13 protein-coding genes are annotated in these 15,012 nt (G+C 36.3%); 7 read left to right on the top strand and 6 right to left on the bottom strand.

Annotated elements, in window-relative coordinates; all coding sequences use genetic code 11:
* Position 1 precedes the first annotated feature (1 nt).
* Positions 2 to 874: a metal ABC transporter permease gene (locus J7R05_RS03275; protein ID WP_208541170.1), complete on the bottom strand. Its 873-nt coding sequence runs from the start codon at positions 872 to 874 to the stop codon at positions 2 to 4.
* 15 nt (positions 875 to 889) lie between these two features.
* Positions 890 to 1,630, bottom strand: coding sequence for an ABC transporter ATP-binding protein (locus tag J7R05_RS03270; protein ID WP_208541214.1), 741 nt, complete (start codon positions 1,628 to 1,630; stop codon positions 890 to 892).
* A gap of 699 nt (positions 1,631 to 2,329) precedes the next feature.
* On the opposite strand from J7R05_RS03270, the gene nrdH reads away from it, so the two are divergent.
* The 4 genes from nrdH to nrdF are packed head-to-tail and all read left to right on the top strand — an operon-like array spanning position 2,330 to position 6,071.
* Positions 2,330 to 2,554: a glutaredoxin-like protein NrdH gene (gene nrdH, locus J7R05_RS03265; RefSeq protein WP_007477950.1), complete on the top strand. Its 225-nt coding sequence runs from the start codon at positions 2,330 to 2,332 to the stop codon at positions 2,552 to 2,554.
* On the top strand, positions 2,554 to 2,946 hold the full coding sequence (nrdI, locus tag J7R05_RS03260) for a class Ib ribonucleoside-diphosphate reductase assembly flavoprotein NrdI (RefSeq protein WP_078662973.1): 393 nt from the start codon (positions 2,554 to 2,556) through the stop codon (positions 2,944 to 2,946). Before nrdH ends, nrdI begins: the two co-directional genes overlap by 1 nt.
* On the top strand, positions 2,934 to 5,084 hold the full coding sequence (nrdE, locus tag J7R05_RS03255; RefSeq protein ID WP_208541169.1) for a class 1b ribonucleoside-diphosphate reductase subunit alpha: 2,151 nt from the start codon (positions 2,934 to 2,936) through the stop codon (positions 5,082 to 5,084). The genes nrdI and nrdE overlap by 13 nt, the downstream gene beginning before the upstream one ends.
* Before the next feature lie 12 nt (positions 5,085 to 5,096).
* Entirely contained in the window at positions 5,097 to 6,071 is a 975-nt protein-coding gene (nrdF, locus tag J7R05_RS03250) for a class 1b ribonucleoside-diphosphate reductase subunit beta (RefSeq protein WP_010703437.1), read from the top strand.
* On the opposite strand, the gene prmC is transcribed toward nrdF, so the two are convergent.
* The 4 genes from prmC to secA all read right to left on the bottom strand — a co-directional run bounded on the left by prmC (position 6,068) and on the right by secA (position 11,337).
* Entirely contained in the window at positions 6,068 to 6,934 is an 867-nt protein-coding gene (gene prmC / locus J7R05_RS03245) for a peptide chain release factor N(5)-glutamine methyltransferase (RefSeq protein WP_208541168.1), read from the bottom strand. The two genes, nrdF and prmC, sit on opposite strands and share 4 nt — an antisense overlap.
* Entirely contained in the window at positions 6,931 to 8,010 is a 1,080-nt protein-coding gene (prfA, locus tag J7R05_RS03240; protein WP_078689478.1) for a peptide chain release factor 1, read from the bottom strand. The genes prmC and prfA overlap by 4 nt, the downstream gene beginning before the upstream one ends.
* Before the next feature lie 177 nt (positions 8,011 to 8,187).
* A complete protein-coding gene (locus J7R05_RS03235; RefSeq protein ID WP_010703440.1) occupies positions 8,188 to 8,604 on the bottom strand; it encodes a Fur family transcriptional regulator in 417 nt (138 codons plus the stop codon).
* Positions 8,605 to 8,619: 15 nt separating this feature from the next.
* Complete coding sequence (gene secA / locus J7R05_RS03230; protein WP_208541167.1) at positions 8,620 to 11,337, bottom strand: preprotein translocase subunit SecA; 2,718 nt, start codon at positions 11,335 to 11,337, stop codon at positions 8,620 to 8,622.
* A 414-nt stretch (positions 11,338 to 11,751) separates the two neighbouring features.
* Between secA and J7R05_RS03225 the strand changes: the two genes are divergently transcribed.
* From J7R05_RS03225 to mutT, 3 genes are all read left to right on the top strand, one after another.
* A complete protein-coding gene (locus J7R05_RS03225; protein ID WP_208541166.1) occupies positions 11,752 to 12,702 on the top strand; it encodes a peptidylprolyl isomerase in 951 nt (316 codons plus the stop codon).
* 101 nt (positions 12,703 to 12,803) lie between these two features.
* Positions 12,804 to 14,042, top strand: a complete 1,239-nt coding sequence (gene argJ, locus J7R05_RS03220) for a bifunctional glutamate N-acetyltransferase/amino-acid acetyltransferase ArgJ (protein ID WP_208541165.1) — start codon at positions 12,804 to 12,806, stop codon at positions 14,040 to 14,042.
* Between the two features lie 130 nt (positions 14,043 to 14,172).
* Positions 14,173 to 14,586 carry an 8-oxo-dGTP diphosphatase MutT gene (gene mutT / locus J7R05_RS03215; RefSeq protein WP_208541164.1) on the top strand — a complete coding sequence of 138 codons (414 nt, stop codon included), beginning with the start codon at positions 14,173 to 14,175 and terminating at the stop codon, positions 14,584 to 14,586.
* The last annotated feature ends 426 nt before the right edge of the window (positions 14,587 to 15,012 follow it).

Below are 15,012 nucleotides of genomic sequence, written 5' to 3'. Positions count from 1 at the left end.
CCTATGATGAAGAAGAGGTATAAAAAAGACGAGGGAACCGTACTGCAATAAGGCCGCGTGGGCTTATGAAGCAAGAGAGAATATAGATAAATCCTGCAACTAAAATAATAGTAGGGCCAGAGGGAAGTGACATGTGAAAAGAAAGTAATAGACCAAATGCGCTAGAGATTATTCCTAAAATGATAGATAGCACACAAATAAATCCTAGCCGCGAAAGCCAAAAACGAGCTGTGATGGCTGGAATCATCATAATGCCGACTGACATTAAAGCTCCTAGTGAGTGGAAACCACCAACCAAATTAAATACCGTCAGTCCAAGTAATAATATATGGATATATTTTCCTAAGGGAGAAAGTGATTTAAAAAACAATGGATCAAGGCTTTCCATTATAAGAGCACGCCAGAAAATACACAGACTGCTCATTGTTATCAACATTAAGGTGGTAATTAACCAAAGGGCTTCTGTGTCAATAGAAAGAACTGAACCAAATAAAAAATGAAGAAGATCAACAGTTGATCCTTTGAGTGAAATAATAATAACTCCTCCTGCCAACGCAATAAGGTAAAAGACTGCCATTGATGCATCTTCTTTTTGAAAGCCATTGCGTGAAATTAAGGCAGTTGCTAACGCGACAATAATGCCCGCTATGATTCCACCAATAGCCATAGGAATGAGGACAAACCCATAAAATAGAAAGGAAATTGCGACACCAGGAAGAATAGCATGAGACATGGCATCGCCTATTAAGCTCATTCCACGTAGTGTTAAAAACACGCCAATAGGACAGGCGCTAATGGCTAATAGAGTCGAACCGATTAAGGCATTTTGCATGAATTTGAAATCAATGAAAGGTGCAAGGAAAAATTCGTACACGTATTGTGATCCAATCTACTTAGAATCATTGATAGGGAAATATTGTTTTGATGAATTGTTAGGAGAAAAACTGGGTATAAAAAATGGCATGCTATGATGGTCACTAGGGGTGAGGAGTGGTGTCGTTTCTCTATAAAAGGCACATTGTTTATTGATTTGAATCGTTTTGGGAAAATGCTCTTGAACAATAAGAGGATCATGCAGTGCCATAAGAACAGTTCGTCCTTGTTTTTGCCAATGGGTAATTAGTGCAAGAAGATCTTTTTGGGTATTAAGATCTACACCGTTGAAAGGTTCATCAAGCAATATGATATCAGAATCCTGTACAATGATACGTGCAAAAAGAGCACGTTGTAATTGACCATTTGATAGTGTATCAAGCGAGCGATTAGCGAGCTCTGTAAGCCCAACTATTTCGAGTGCATTTTTAATTTTATCTTGATAAGAGCGCTGGTTTTTCAACAACCCACAAAAAGACCACAGCCCTGTCTTTATAAGCGTTTCTACATTGATTGGAAACGTTCGATCAATTTCACACTGTTGGGCAAGATAAGCGATACGGCTTTTCATTGGTTTTACAATTTTTCCACTAATAGGCTTAATCAATCCTGCAATGGCTTTAAGCAATGTAGATTTTCCAGAACCGTTATCACCAATTATTGCGATTAATGAGTTCACTGTTAATTTTGCTGAAAAATCCTTTATTATCGTCCTATTTGCATAACCTAGTGTTACATTGTTGAAATATAAGCACATATCCATACCATTTTTATTCTTTCTCTATAAGTTATGTTATATAGTTACATTTGTCAATGAAATGTTATATCATTGCATATGTTTTTGAAGGTTATATCCTTTGATGGGAAGATCGTGGAAAATTCACAATAATGGTTGAATTTTTCTTGACGAAATAACGTACGTGTATACTATATATAGTATAGAAATGATTGATTGTTTTAAATGAGCGCAAATGGGAATATCACGCATTTTTGAAGCTCTGATTGCTTCTACAGTATAGCAAAAATTATATTATGAATAATTGGGTAGTAGTTCCGCTAAAGTGTTTGTTTAGCGAGGGAGGGTCTTTTTGTATTGTTTGTAAATCGAAAACCTTTTTGCAATGTAAGAAGTCTAGAGGGATATAAGAAACATCCTCTTACTATTTTTATAAAAACAGTAAGAGAGGGGAATGGAAAATGAGTAAAGTAAGATGTTAAAAATGTTGTTGTGTAAATGTTGTTGTGAAATGACCATTTGTTAGCATCAAGTTTTTATTATTTAGTAATCAAGTATCATAACTTAATATTTAAGTTTGTATTTATTTGTAACTAAAATATAGCTGCAATGATTTTACATGAAAGTTGCTTGCTGTTTTTATTATTTTGTAAGTATTTGTATAAATTGTCAGAGTAGACTTTTTTAGGTTGTTTTTTTGAAATATGAAAGTTGAAGAGAATGTCTATAACTATTTATAGTAAGCCGTCTTGTGTCCAATGTAATGCTACTTATCGTGCTTTCGATGCTAAAGGTATTAATTATCGTGTCGTTGATATTTCACGTGATGAACAAGCCTATAATTTTATTCAATCTCTAGGGTATCGTCAGGTTCCTGTAGTTGTATGTGGTGAAAATCATTGGTCGGGCTTTAGACCAGATATGATTAATGGTCTTTGTGGCTAATGGGGCTTATTGTCTATTATTCGAGTGTAACGGGTAATACTGAGTATTTCGTTTCTCAGCTAGGTCAACAGCTTTTCAAAATTGATAAAAAAAAACCATCTGTGTTAGTTAGGGAGCCTTATATATTGGTCGTACCTACCTATGCAGATGGAGAAGGTAGGATGGCGGTACCAAAGCCCGTTATTCACTTCCTTAATGAAATAGAAAACCGTAAATTAATTCGTGGAGTAATTGGAGGTGGAAATCGTAATTTCGGTTGTAATTATAGTTTAGCAAGCAAGATTATTTCTGAAAAATGTTTTGTGCCTTGCCTTTATCGTTTTGAGTTGCGTGGAACAGATGAAGACGTTATTTTTGTTAAAAAGGGATTAGAAAAGTTTTGGAAAAAATAAATATGGAAGGGCTTCAGAAGCCGGATCAAATTACAGATTATCATGCACTCAATGCAATGCTTAACCTTTATGATGAAAATGGTCATATTCAATTTGATATGGATCGCCTTGCTGCACGGCAATATTTTCTCCAGCATGTTAATCAAAATACGGTTTTTTTTCATGATTTGAAGGAAAAAATAGATTATCTGATAGAAGAAGGTTATTACGAGAAAGCATTATTTGAGCTTTATGATTTTTCTTTTGTCAAAAAGCTGTTTAAACGTGCTTATGCATTTAAGTTTCGTTTTCCTACCTTTTTGGGGGCATTCAAATATTATACCAGTTATACGCTGAAAACCTTTGATGGAAAGCGCTATCTTGAGCGTTATGAAGATCGTGTTTGCCTTGTTGCTTTATATTTAGCACAAGGCAACAAAACTCTTGCTGAGTGTTTGGTTGATGAGATTATTACAGGGCGGTTTCAACCTGCAACACCAACGTTTTTAAATGCAGGGAAAAAGCAACGAGGTGAGTTGGTATCGTGTTTTCTATTGCGGGTTGAAGATAATATGGAGTCGATTGGTCGCTCAATTAATTCAGCTTTGCAACTTTCAAAACGTGGTGGAGGTGTTGCGCTTTGTTTGACTAATTTGCGAGAAGTAGGGGCACCGATCAAACAGATAGAAAATCAGTCATCTGGTGTTTTGCCTGTGATGAAATTATTAGAAGATGCATTTTCTTATGCTAATCAACTTGGTGCACGACAAGGCGCTGGTGCTGTCTATTTGCATGCGCATCATTTAGATATTATGACATTTTTAGACACAAAGCGCGAAAATGCTGACGAAAAGGTTAGAATCAAGACTCTTTCGCTTGGTGTTGTTATCCCTGATATTACTTTTGAACTTGCACGTAATAATGAGGATATGTATCTGTTTTCGCCTTATGACATTGAACGGGTTGTGGGAAAGCCTTTTAGCGACATTTCTTTGACAGAGCATTATCGATCTTTTGTTGATAATTCAAAAATCCGTAAGAAGAAAATAAGTGCACGTGTTTTTTTCCAGACATTAGCGGAAATACAGTTTGAATCAGGTTATCCATATCTTTTATTTGAAGATACAGCTAATAGAACCAACCCGATAGCGGGCCGTATTAATATGAGTAATTTGTGCTCAGAAATTTTGCAGGTAAATGAAGCAAGTGAGCTGGAAACAGATTTAACTTATCGTACAGTTGGGAATGATATATCGTGTAATCTTGGTTCAATGAATATTGCAAAAGCGATGGAAAGCAGTGATTTTGGTTGGACAGTGGAAACAGCTGTTCGTGCTCTTACTGCTGTTTCTGATATGAGTAATATTGCGTGTGTACCTTCTATTGCAAAGGGCAATTCCGAAAGCCATGCAATTGGTTTGGGACAAATGAATTTGCATGGTTTTTTAGCACGTGAGCGGATTTATTATGGATCGCCGGAAGCTATTGATTTCACTAATATCTATTTTTATACAGTGGCATATCACGTATTGCGTGCTTCCAATTTGATTGCACGCGAGCGTCAGAAAGTATTTGTGGGATTTGAAAAGTCAGCTTACGCAGATGGCAGTTTTTTTACAAAATATATTGAAACAGAATGGAAACCACAATTTCCACTTGTACAAGAGCTTTTTGAGCGTAATAATATAATTATACCAAATCAAGAAGACTGGAAGGAGCTCAAGAAATTAGTTATTGAACATGGGCTTTATAATCGCAATCTTCAAGCTATTCCGCCTACAGGGTCTATTTCCTATATTAATCATGCGACTTCTTCGATTCATCCAATTGCTTCAAAGATTGAAATTCGTAAGGAAGGCAAGATTGGACGCGTTTATTATCCTGCTCCTTATATGGATAATACAAATTTAGATTTCTATCAGGATGCTTATGAGATTGGGCCTGAAAAAATTATTGATACTTACGCTGCTGCGACGCAGCATGTAGATCAAGGTCTTTCGTTAACTTTATTTTTTCCTGATACAGCTACTACGCGTGATGTTAACTGTGCACAAATTTATGCTTGGAAAAAAGGTATAAAAAGTGTTTATTATATCCGTCTGCGGCAAAAGGCATTGAGTGGAACAGAAGTTGATGGCTGTGTTTCGTGCAGCTTGTAGAAGGAAAATTATATGACACGAATTTCAACTAAAAATCCTGTTATTTGCGCTGTAAATTGGAATAAGTTGCATGATGAAAAAGATCTTGAAGTTTGGAATCGTTTAACTGGAAATTTTTGGTTGCCTGAAAAAGTACCACTTTCCAATGACATTCCTTCATGGGCAAGTTTAACAGAGGAAGAGCGCAAGCTGACAATTCGTGTTTTCACGGGTCTGACTTTGCTTGATACAGTTCAAAATACTGTAGGAGCCATTTCACTTATGGCTGATGCAATAACAGAACATGAGGAAGCTGTTTTGACAAATATTGCATTTATGGAAGCGGTTCATGCACGTTCTTATTCTTCTATTTTTTCAACCTTATGTTCAACAGCAGAAGTCGATGATGCTTTCAGATGGTCAGAAGAAAATGCTAATTTACAGAAAAAAGCAACATTAGTGCTTGAACGTTATGAAGCAAGTGATCCATTAAAGAAAAAAATTGCCTCGACTTTGCTTGAAAGCTTTTTATTTTATTCTGGTTTTTATTTACCTATGTATTGGTCAAGTCGTGCTAAGCTGACTAATACAGCTGATTTAATCCGGCTTATTATCCGTGATGAGGCGGTTCATGGTTATTATGTTGGTTATAAATTTCAATTAGGGTTTGCTAAACTTGATGAAGCTAAAAAGCAAGAAATAAAAGACTTTGCTTTTAATATGCTGTTTGATCTTTACAGTATTGAATGTAAATACACTGAAGATCTTTATGACGCTATCGGATTAACAGAAGATGTTAAAGTTTTTATTCATTATAATGCGAATAAGGCATTAATGAATTTGGGTTTTGAGCCTCTTTTCCCACCTGAAGTTTGTCGAGTTAACCCTGCTATTTTGGCAGCTTTATCGCCAAATTCCGATGAAAATCATGATTTCTTTTCAGGCTCAGGTTCTTCTTATGTTATTGGTAAAGCAGTTGCAACCACAGATGACGACTGGGAATTTTAAGCATTAAGTGAAAAAAGAAGTGCGCGAGGTATGCCATTTAAATCTTTGCGCATTTTTAAATATTCGAAACCGTTTTTTTTAAACAAATCGCAGACTTCTTTTTGCTGAGAATATCCGATTTCAACAGCAACATAAGCTTTTTCTTTTAGGTAGTTTGCTGATTCATGTGCGAGTTTTCGATAAAAATCAAGGCCATCTTTTCCACCAACTAAAGCACGTAGCGGATCATGCAGACGCACTTCTTTTACAAGGTTTTGAACATCTTTTTCTAGAATATAGGGTGGATTGGAAACAATAAGATCAAATTGGCCTGTGACAGAAGTAAACCAATCACTAAGCAAAGGTGTAAAACGTTGCGCAATGTCTGCATGCTTTGCATTTTTTGTAGCTGTTTTTAAGGCATCTTCAGAAATGTCAACAGCTATTGCATAAGTTTGAGTAATTTGTTTGAGAATAGCAATAGCAATGGCACCACTTCCTGTGCCCATATCAAGAAAAGTTGCTTTCCCTGTTTTTTCTACCTGTTTTTTAAGAATTGGCAAAACGAGATCAACAAGTGTTTCTGTATCGGGGCGTGGTTCTAATGTATCTTGAGATAAAGTAAGTGATATACCATAAAAATCTCGTTTTCCAATAATACGATGGGTGGGCTCTCCAGCAATACGGCGCTGTATGATTTTTTCTAATTGTGCGATCTGTTTAGAAGACAGACGCATATTTGGTTGCAGAATTCGATCAGTAGGGGTTGTGCCTGTTACCCACTCAACAAGTAGCTTTGCATCAAGATTGGCTTCAGGAATTCCTTGATATTGTAACTTTTCTTGGGTTCTCCGGATGGTACTGTTGAGAGAATGATCACTCACTTGTTATCATCCATTTCAGTAAGGAGTCCTGTCTGATGATTGGAAATAAGTGCATGAATAAGTTCATCAAGATCTCCCTCCATGACACGATCAAGCTTATACAAAGTAAGATTAATACGATGGTCAGTCACACGTCCTTGTGGGAAATTGTAGGTACGAATACGTTCCGATCGATCACCAGAGCCAATTTGAGTTTTACGAGATTCTGAACGCTCATTTTCTGCTTTTTGTCGTTCAATATCAAATAAACGCGCGCGTAAAATTTGGAGTGCACGTGTTCGATTTTGGTGTTGTGATTTTTCTGCTTGTACAACCATAATTCCTGTTGGAATATGGGTGATACGTACAGCTGAATCCGTTGTATTTACATGCTGCCCACCTGCACCAGAAGCACGCATTGTATCAATACGAATATCTTCTGGATGAATTGCAATGTCAATTTCTTCTGCTTCTGGGAGTACTGCAACGGTGGCAGCTGATGTATGAATACGTCCACCAGCTTCTGTTTCAGGGATTCGTTGTACACGGTGAACACCTGATTCAAACTTAAGTTTAGAAAATACACCTTTGCCAGAAACAGTAGCAACAATTTCTTTATACCCACCAACATCTCCATCACTTAATGAAATGATTTCAACTTTCCAGTTATGAGTATTGGCATAACGTTCATACATGCGAAAAAGGTCACCAGCAAAAAGCGCTGCTTCTGATCCACCTGTTCCTGCTCGAATTTCAATAATGGCGCTTTTTTCATCAGCAATATCTTTGGGTAGAAGAAGAATTTGGAGTTCCCGCTCAAGTTGCTCAATTTTTTGACATAATAATGACAGTTCTTCTTGAGCAAGATTACGCATTTCCACATCTGTTTGCTTATCACTAATGATGTTTTTGAGCTCTTCTATTTCTTTGTAGAGAGCATTTAATGTGCGTATAGGAGTAACGATTAACTGTAATTCTGCATATTCAGAAGCTAATTTTATATAAGTTTCAGCATTTGGGCTTCCGGCCATTTGGCTTTCAATTATTTCAAAGCGCTTTTCAATTTGCTTTATACGGTTTTGTGGCAAAGAAACCATGGGCAATATTAGCCTAATTTGTTATAATATTAATAGTTCGTATAATCATCATATGGTAAAGGCTTGATCAAGCAAAAAAACGTTTTTAACTATGAAAACTGTAAAATTCTAAAGCGAATTTGTGTAAAACTTATTTTGCGTGGGCAATTTCTAAATAAGGCACATAAAATCACCAATTTAAGAATTACGTTTTTTCCCATAAAGCTCAAGACGATGGTGAATTATATTGTAGCCAAGAGAATGGGCAATCTCTTCTTGCAATTTTTCAATAATATCAGACTGAAATTCGATAATGTGTCCTGTTTCCACATCAATAAGATGGTCATGGTGTTGGCCATTTGCTTGTTCAAAACGAGATGGTCCACCACTGAAAGCGTGGCGATGAATTGTTCCATTTTCTTCTAATGTTTTCATTGTGCGATAAACAGTCGATAGTGAAATACTAGAATCTATTTTGTTTGCACGCTGAAAAATTTCAAATGCATTAGGGTGGTCATCTGTATCGGTTAAAATATCGAGAATAATACGCCTTTGGCGTGTTATCCTTAAACCTGCAGCTCGCAATACTTGTTCATAGTTTTGTTTTTTGTCCATCTTAACTGTCTACTTCTATGTGAAGGAGCCATGACAATGTTTATATTTTTTTTCTGAACCGCAAGGACAAAGCTCATTGCGTCCAATTTTTCCCCATGTGGTTGGATCATTGGGGTTACGTTCAGTTGGATCAACAAACCTATTTTCTTGTGTTCGAGCCCACAAGAAAGTATCATTTTTTTCATTTTGATTATCAGGAGCAGACTGGTCAATACAGGTTTGCACAGGTGCTGTTGGTTCTGTAGGTTGTTGAATAACTTCAAAACGCATGAGTTTAGAAATAGCATTTCTACGTAGATTTCTGAGCATGGTTTGAAAGAGTTCAAATGCTTCTGTTTTATATTCATTGAGAGGATCTCGTTGGGCATATCCACGAAAACCAATAATAGAACGTAAATGATCTAAATTAACCAAATGTTCACGCCATAATGTGTCAATTGTTTCAAGTAATATAGCTTTATGAAAATAGGCCATAATTTCTGGACGATATTGCTCAGTGCGCTCATTTTCAAGTTTGGTAACGGCTTCTAATACGCGTTCAAAAATTTGTTTTTCAGCAACTCCATCTTCTTTTGCCCATTCTTCCACTGGTAGTTCAAGATTAAAAAGCTGATGCAGCTCTTTTTGCAGAGCTTTCGTATCCCATTTTTCAGAATATGTTCCAGATGGGATGTAGGCTTCTACCAAATTATCAACCACCTCATGTCGCATTTCACTAATTGTTTCCGTCAAATTTTCTGCATTCATAATTTCCATGCGCTGCTCAAAAATAACTTTGCGTTGATCATTCATCACATCGTCATATTTTAACAGATTTTTACGGATTTCGAAGTTTCGTGCTTCAACTTTTTTTTGAGCTTTTTCAAGCGCTTTATTAATCCATGGATGGATAATGGCTTCATCTTCTCTCAACCCAAGTTTTTGCAGCACGCTATCCATACGGTCGGAACCAAAGATACGCATAAGATCGTCTTGAAGCGAAAGAAAGAATTTTGAACGACCCGGATCACCCTGACGTCCAGAACGACCACGAAGCTGATTGTCAATACGACGACTTTCATGGCGCTCGGTAGCAAGAACATAAAGACCACCGGCAGATAATGCTTTTTCTTTAAGTTGCTTGACGTCTTTTATAATTTCTTCAATTTTAGCGGTTCGTTCTGCCCCTTCAGGGATATCCTGTAGCTCTTGTCGAATTCGCATCTCAACATTACCACCAAGCTGTATGTCAGTACCACGGCCTGCCATATTTGTTGCGATGGTTAATGCTCCAGGAACACCAGCTTGCGCGATAATATATGCTTCTTGTTCATGATAGCGAGCATTTAAAACTTTAAAATTGGTAATACCTTCTTTGCGTAAGCGTTCTGCTAGTTGTTCTGATTTTTCAATAGAAGTAGTACCCACAAGGATAGGTTGTCCTTTTTCGTGTGCTTGACGAATGTCTCGCACAATGGCACGATATTTCTCTTCTGCTGTTCGATAGATTTCATCATCTTCATCAAGACGTTGCACCGGAAGATTTGTAGGGATTTCAACAACTTCAAGGCCATAGATATTATTGAATTCTTCAGCTTCTGTTACAGCAGTCCCCGTCATACCGGACAATTTTTTATACATACGGAAATAATTTTGAAAAGTAATAGATGCTAATGTCTGATTTTCTGGTTGAATGGCTACATGTTCTTTGGCTTCTAGTGCTTGATGCAAACCTTCAGAATAACGCCGCCCTGGCATCATACGGCCTGTAAATTCATCAATAATGACGATTTCGCCATTACGAACAATATAATCTTTATCCTGAATAAATAGTTTATGGGCTTTCAAGGCATTGTTGATATGGTGAACAGTAGCAACATTTTCTATGTCATAGAGACTTCCACTTTTAAGAAGCCCGGCTTGTTCAAGCATTTTTTCAATTTTTTCAGTACCAATTTCGGTAAAAATTGTTGTTTTTTGTTTTTCATCTATTTCGTAGTCTTCTGGAGTTAGAGAAGAAATAAATGTGTCAATAAGGTTATAGAAGTCGGTGCGATCTTCTAGAGGACCGGAAATAATAAGAGGAGTACGTGCTTCATCTATGAGAATTGAATCAACTTCATCGATAATTGCATAATGATGTCCACGTTGAACCATTTGGTTAGGGCTAAAGGTCATATTATCACGTAAATAATCAAAACCCAATTCATTATTTGTCGCATAGGTAATGTCACACGCATAAGCTGCTCGGCGAGCATCGCTATTGAGATCATGTAGAATAACACCTGTGCTTAAACCCAAAAATCCGTAAATTTTGCTCATTGCTTCAGCATCACGGCTAGCAAGATAATCGTTCACAGTAACAACATGAACACCTTTTCCTTCTAATGCGTTGAGGTAAACTGGCAAAGTTGCCATTAATGTTTTACCTTCACCGGTACGCATTTCAGCGATACCTCGATCATGAAGAACCATTCCACCAATGAGCTGTACATCAAAAGGACGCATGTTATAAACGCGTTTTGCTGCTTCACGGACAGTTGCAAAGGCTTCCACTAAGAGCGAATCAATAGTTGCGCCTTCAGTTAATCTTTGACGAAATTCGCTAGTTTTTTGGTAAAGCTGTGTATCACTTAATTTTTGGAATTGTTCTTCCAACGCATTAATTTGTACAACTTTTTGGCGAAAAGTTTTGATACGACGCTCATGAGCCGAACCAAAAAGTTTGCGCACAAAAACACCTAAATTGACCATTCCTGGTCCTTTCTTTTATTTATTACCATTGCGCTTGGTCGCTTCAATATTCAAATATATTGTCCCTATTTTGTATCTCTTAAAGGCACTTGATACAATCAAAATGTGGGCAGTATTATCATATTTCTAGTAGGTAACTTCTTTATATTTAAATTTTATAGTAGAGATAAAAGGCTAAATTCATCGTGTCAACTTTAGGAATATTATTTAGTTTATAGAGTATAGCGTGATTTAGGGTATAATATGGTATTTTTCACTATGGTCATGATATATATTATCCGAGTAAAAAAAGATAAAAGGATAAATTCTGTGTTTTTTTAACAAAATTGCTGATTTATTTATCATGTTAGAGATTAAAGTGCTATGATAAAAATTGAAGCCTGCAAGTACATTCATTCTTAAGGGAGTATATTTATGAAATTCAAATTAACAACGCTCTTTGTGACATCAACTTTATTGGTAAGCACGAGTTTGAGTGTAGTGGCTCAAGATCACGTAAAATCTGCACCAAATGATTTGAATACTTTGGAGAAAGCCTCAGTAAAACCAATTGCACCTTCTCATGTTATGGCCATTATTAATGGGAAGAGTATTACAGCAGGTGAATTGGATGAGCTAGCACTTGAAATAAATCCTAATTTGGCACGTCTTTCTGATGAACAGCGTCGTATAACAGTTTTAAAAGCCTATTTAGATATGCAAGCACTTGCTAAAGCAGCAATTGAGAAAGGTATCGATAAAACAGAAGTTTACGATAAACGTATGGCAATTATGCGTGATAATGTTCTTCAGCAACTTTATTTTAAACAGATGGTTGTTGATAAAATTCAAGATGCTGATTTGCAAGCTCTTTATGATAAGGAAGTTGCTGCTTTACCTAAAGAGGATGAGGTTAAAGCACGTCATATTTTGGTTAAAACGAAAGAAGCAGCAGAAGCTATTATTAAGCGCTTGAAAAAGGGTGAAAAATTTGAAGAGATTGCAAAAAAAGATTCAACAGATGGTTCGGCTTCTGTAGGCGGTGATCTCGGTTATTTTAGTTATGGTCAAATGGTTAAGCCCTTTGAAGATGCCGCATTTAGTTTGAAAGTTGGTGAATACACTAAAAAACCTGTTGAAAGCCCATTTGGTTGGCATATTATCAAAGTGGAAGATCGTCGCCCCAAACAACCTCCTGCATTTGATGATGTTAAAGAGGTATTGCGTACACAGATTATGAAAGATCGTTATCATGCATTAATCACTGATTTGCGTAATAAGGTAGATGTGAAATATCCTGATTCTCATATTGCAAAACTCATGCAATCACTTAATGAAAATAATGCAACCCTTCCAGGTGAAACATCCAATGAAGAAGAGGAATAATATCTTTTCAATCTAGGTTATTTGATGTTTTTTCTTTTTCAAAAATTTCAGCAATTATTTAATTACATGGGATTTCATTGATTTTGACGGGAAAATACGTAATGGCTGTACAGATATCGCCTTTATCTCCCAAAACAATACAAGAGCTTCCGCCATTATCCGGTGTACGGATGGCAACGGCGGAAGCTGGGATTAAATATAAAAATCGTACAGATCTTCTCTTGATTGTATTTGATGAGCCAGCAAATGTGGCAGGTGTTTTTACACGTTCTAAATGTCCGTCTTCTTCTGTAGATCATTGTCGTGCATCGCTTTCTCATGGAGTTGCGAGGGGTGTTGTCGTTAATTCTGGGAATGCAAATGCTTTTACAGGACATAAAGGTAAGCAAACAACAGATGCAATAGTACACACTGCAGCGAGTATCTTAAAGGCTAGAGAAAATGAAATTTTTTTGGCCTCTACTGGTGTTATTGGCGAATTAATGAATGCCTCTTGTTTATTAAATCTTTTGCCCAATATGGTTGCTGAAGCAGAAGAAGGAAATTGGTTAGAAGCTGCAAAAGCTATTATGACAACTGATACGTTTCCAAAGCTTGCAACACGCAGATTTGACTTTGGTGGGGAAGTTGTGACCATTAATGGAATTGCAAAAGGTTCTGGTATGATTGCTCCAGATATGGCAACAATGCTTTCTTTTGTAGTAACTGATGCAGCAATTGCTTCTGATATACTTCAATCTATGTTATCAGAGGCGGTTCAGGGATCTTTCAATTCTATTACTGTTGATAGTGATACTTCAACATCCGATACATTGATGTTATTTGCAACAGGGAAAGTAACAGGCAATTCCCTTTGTTTGACGAGTAAATCAGATCCGCGTTATAAGGCATTTACAAAGCAATTGAGTGAGCTTTTGCATGAACTTGCATTACAGGTTGTTTGTGATGGTGAGGGGGCCCGTCATTTAATTGAAGTTAGCATAACTGGTGCCACAACAAATAGCGCCGCTAAAAGCATTGCTCTATCAATTGCAAATTCACCACTTGTAAAAACGGCTATTGCGGGTGAAGATGCTAATTGGGGGAGGGTGGTTATGGCAGTTGGAAAAGCTGGTGTTGAAGCAAATCGCGATCTCTTAACAATCTGGTTTGGCGAGCATCGTGTGGCTGTCAATGGAGAGCGTGATCCTGATTATAGTGAAGAGATGATGAGCACTTATATGAAAAACCAATACATTACGATTCGTGTTGATATCGGTCTTGGAAGTGGTAAAGCGACAGTTTGGTCTTGCGATTTAACAAAAGAATATGTTGCAATTAATGGCGACTATAGAAGTTAATTGATATAATATAAATTCAGATATTAAATATACATTCTCTTTTAATTATTAGACACTCAGACTTTTTCAATTCTTTAAGGAGAGATAATAGAAGAGGTTAGAGTTATTATATTACTGTTGGAGACAAGTAATGCAGATAAAACGCTCACTTCTTCTTGTCGTTGCATGTGCATTGTTGGATAAAGATAATCGAGTTTTACTTGCAAAGAGACCTTCAGGAAGATCAATGAGTGGTTTGTGGGAATTTCCTGGTGGAAAGGTTGAAGAGGGGGAAACACCAGAGGAATCATTGATTCGTGAATTAAAGGAGGAGCTTGATATTCATGTTCAAAAAAATGACTTTTTGCCTTTAACATTTGCAAGCCATAGTTATGAAACATTTCATTTATTAATGCCATTTTATATATGTCGCCATTATAGGGGTATCCCTCAAGGGCGAGAAGGGCAAAATTTAAAATGGATTTTTATTAACGATCTTGATAAATATTCTATGCCTGATGCTGATAAGCCATTAGTACAGGTGTTGAAAAACTTTCTTCTGTAATATGTTTATGAGTGGAGAAAATATTGAAAAATGGACGTTTTGTTCATTAAATATTTTGATAAAAGGAGGCTTTAGATAGATCTACCTCCGAAAAGGTGTTTTGTGATTATCCTCAAGGATTTTCTTATTTCTCTTTAAGATCAATCGCTCCATCATTACTGTTTATGGCTTTTATATATTGTTTTTCATTGAGATGCGATAGTGATTGCATGGAGCTTATTATTTATGAAAGAAATATTATATTCTTTAAAATAGAATTTTGTAGATATGTAAAAATCAGCTTATTTATTTTCTATTTTTATATAACTATGAATATGAATAGGTGAAAATTCGTTTCTGGCCTATAACTAATAAAAATAATGATTTTGTAAAAATATAGTAAGCTCTATATTTTTTTAATATTACGAGTGAATTTTAAATTATATA

The organism is Bartonella capreoli (assembly GCF_902813205.1).
In the GTDB taxonomy this organism is placed as follows: domain Bacteria; phylum Pseudomonadota; class Alphaproteobacteria; order Rhizobiales; family Rhizobiaceae; genus Bartonella; species Bartonella schoenbuchensis.
The sequence above is the reverse complement of the archived record's forward strand: the minus strand, read 5'-3'. Positions and strand labels throughout refer to the sequence as shown.

Coding starts and splice junctions, on each gene's coding strand:
- J7R05_RS03235 (WP_010703440.1), bottom strand. CDS start 8,604: ATGGACAAAAAACAAAACTATGAACAAGTATTGCGAGCTGCAGGTTTA.
- mutT (WP_208541164.1), top strand. CDS start 14,173: ATGCAGATAAAACGCTCACTTCTTCTTGTCGTTGCATGTGCATTGTTG.
- J7R05_RS03225 (WP_208541166.1), top strand. CDS start 11,752: ATGAAATTCAAATTAACAACGCTCTTTGTGACATCAACTTTATTGGTA.
- argJ (WP_208541165.1), top strand. CDS start 12,804: ATGGCTGTACAGATATCGCCTTTATCTCCCAAAACAATACAAGAGCTT.
- secA (WP_208541167.1), bottom strand. CDS start 11,337: ATGGTCAATTTAGGTGTTTTTGTGCGCAAACTTTTTGGTTCGGCTCAT.
- nrdF (WP_010703437.1), top strand. CDS start 5,097: ATGACACGAATTTCAACTAAAAATCCTGTTATTTGCGCTGTAAATTGG.
- nrdH (WP_007477950.1), top strand. CDS start 2,330: ATGTCTATAACTATTTATAGTAAGCCGTCTTGTGTCCAATGTAATGCT.
- prfA (WP_078689478.1), bottom strand. CDS start 8,010: ATGGTTTCTTTGCCACAAAACCGTATAAAGCAAATTGAAAAGCGCTTT.
- J7R05_RS03270 (WP_208541214.1), bottom strand. CDS start 1,630: ATGTGCTTATATTTCAACAATGTAACACTAGGTTATGCAAATAGGACG.
- nrdI (WP_078662973.1), top strand. CDS start 2,554: ATGGGGCTTATTGTCTATTATTCGAGTGTAACGGGTAATACTGAGTAT.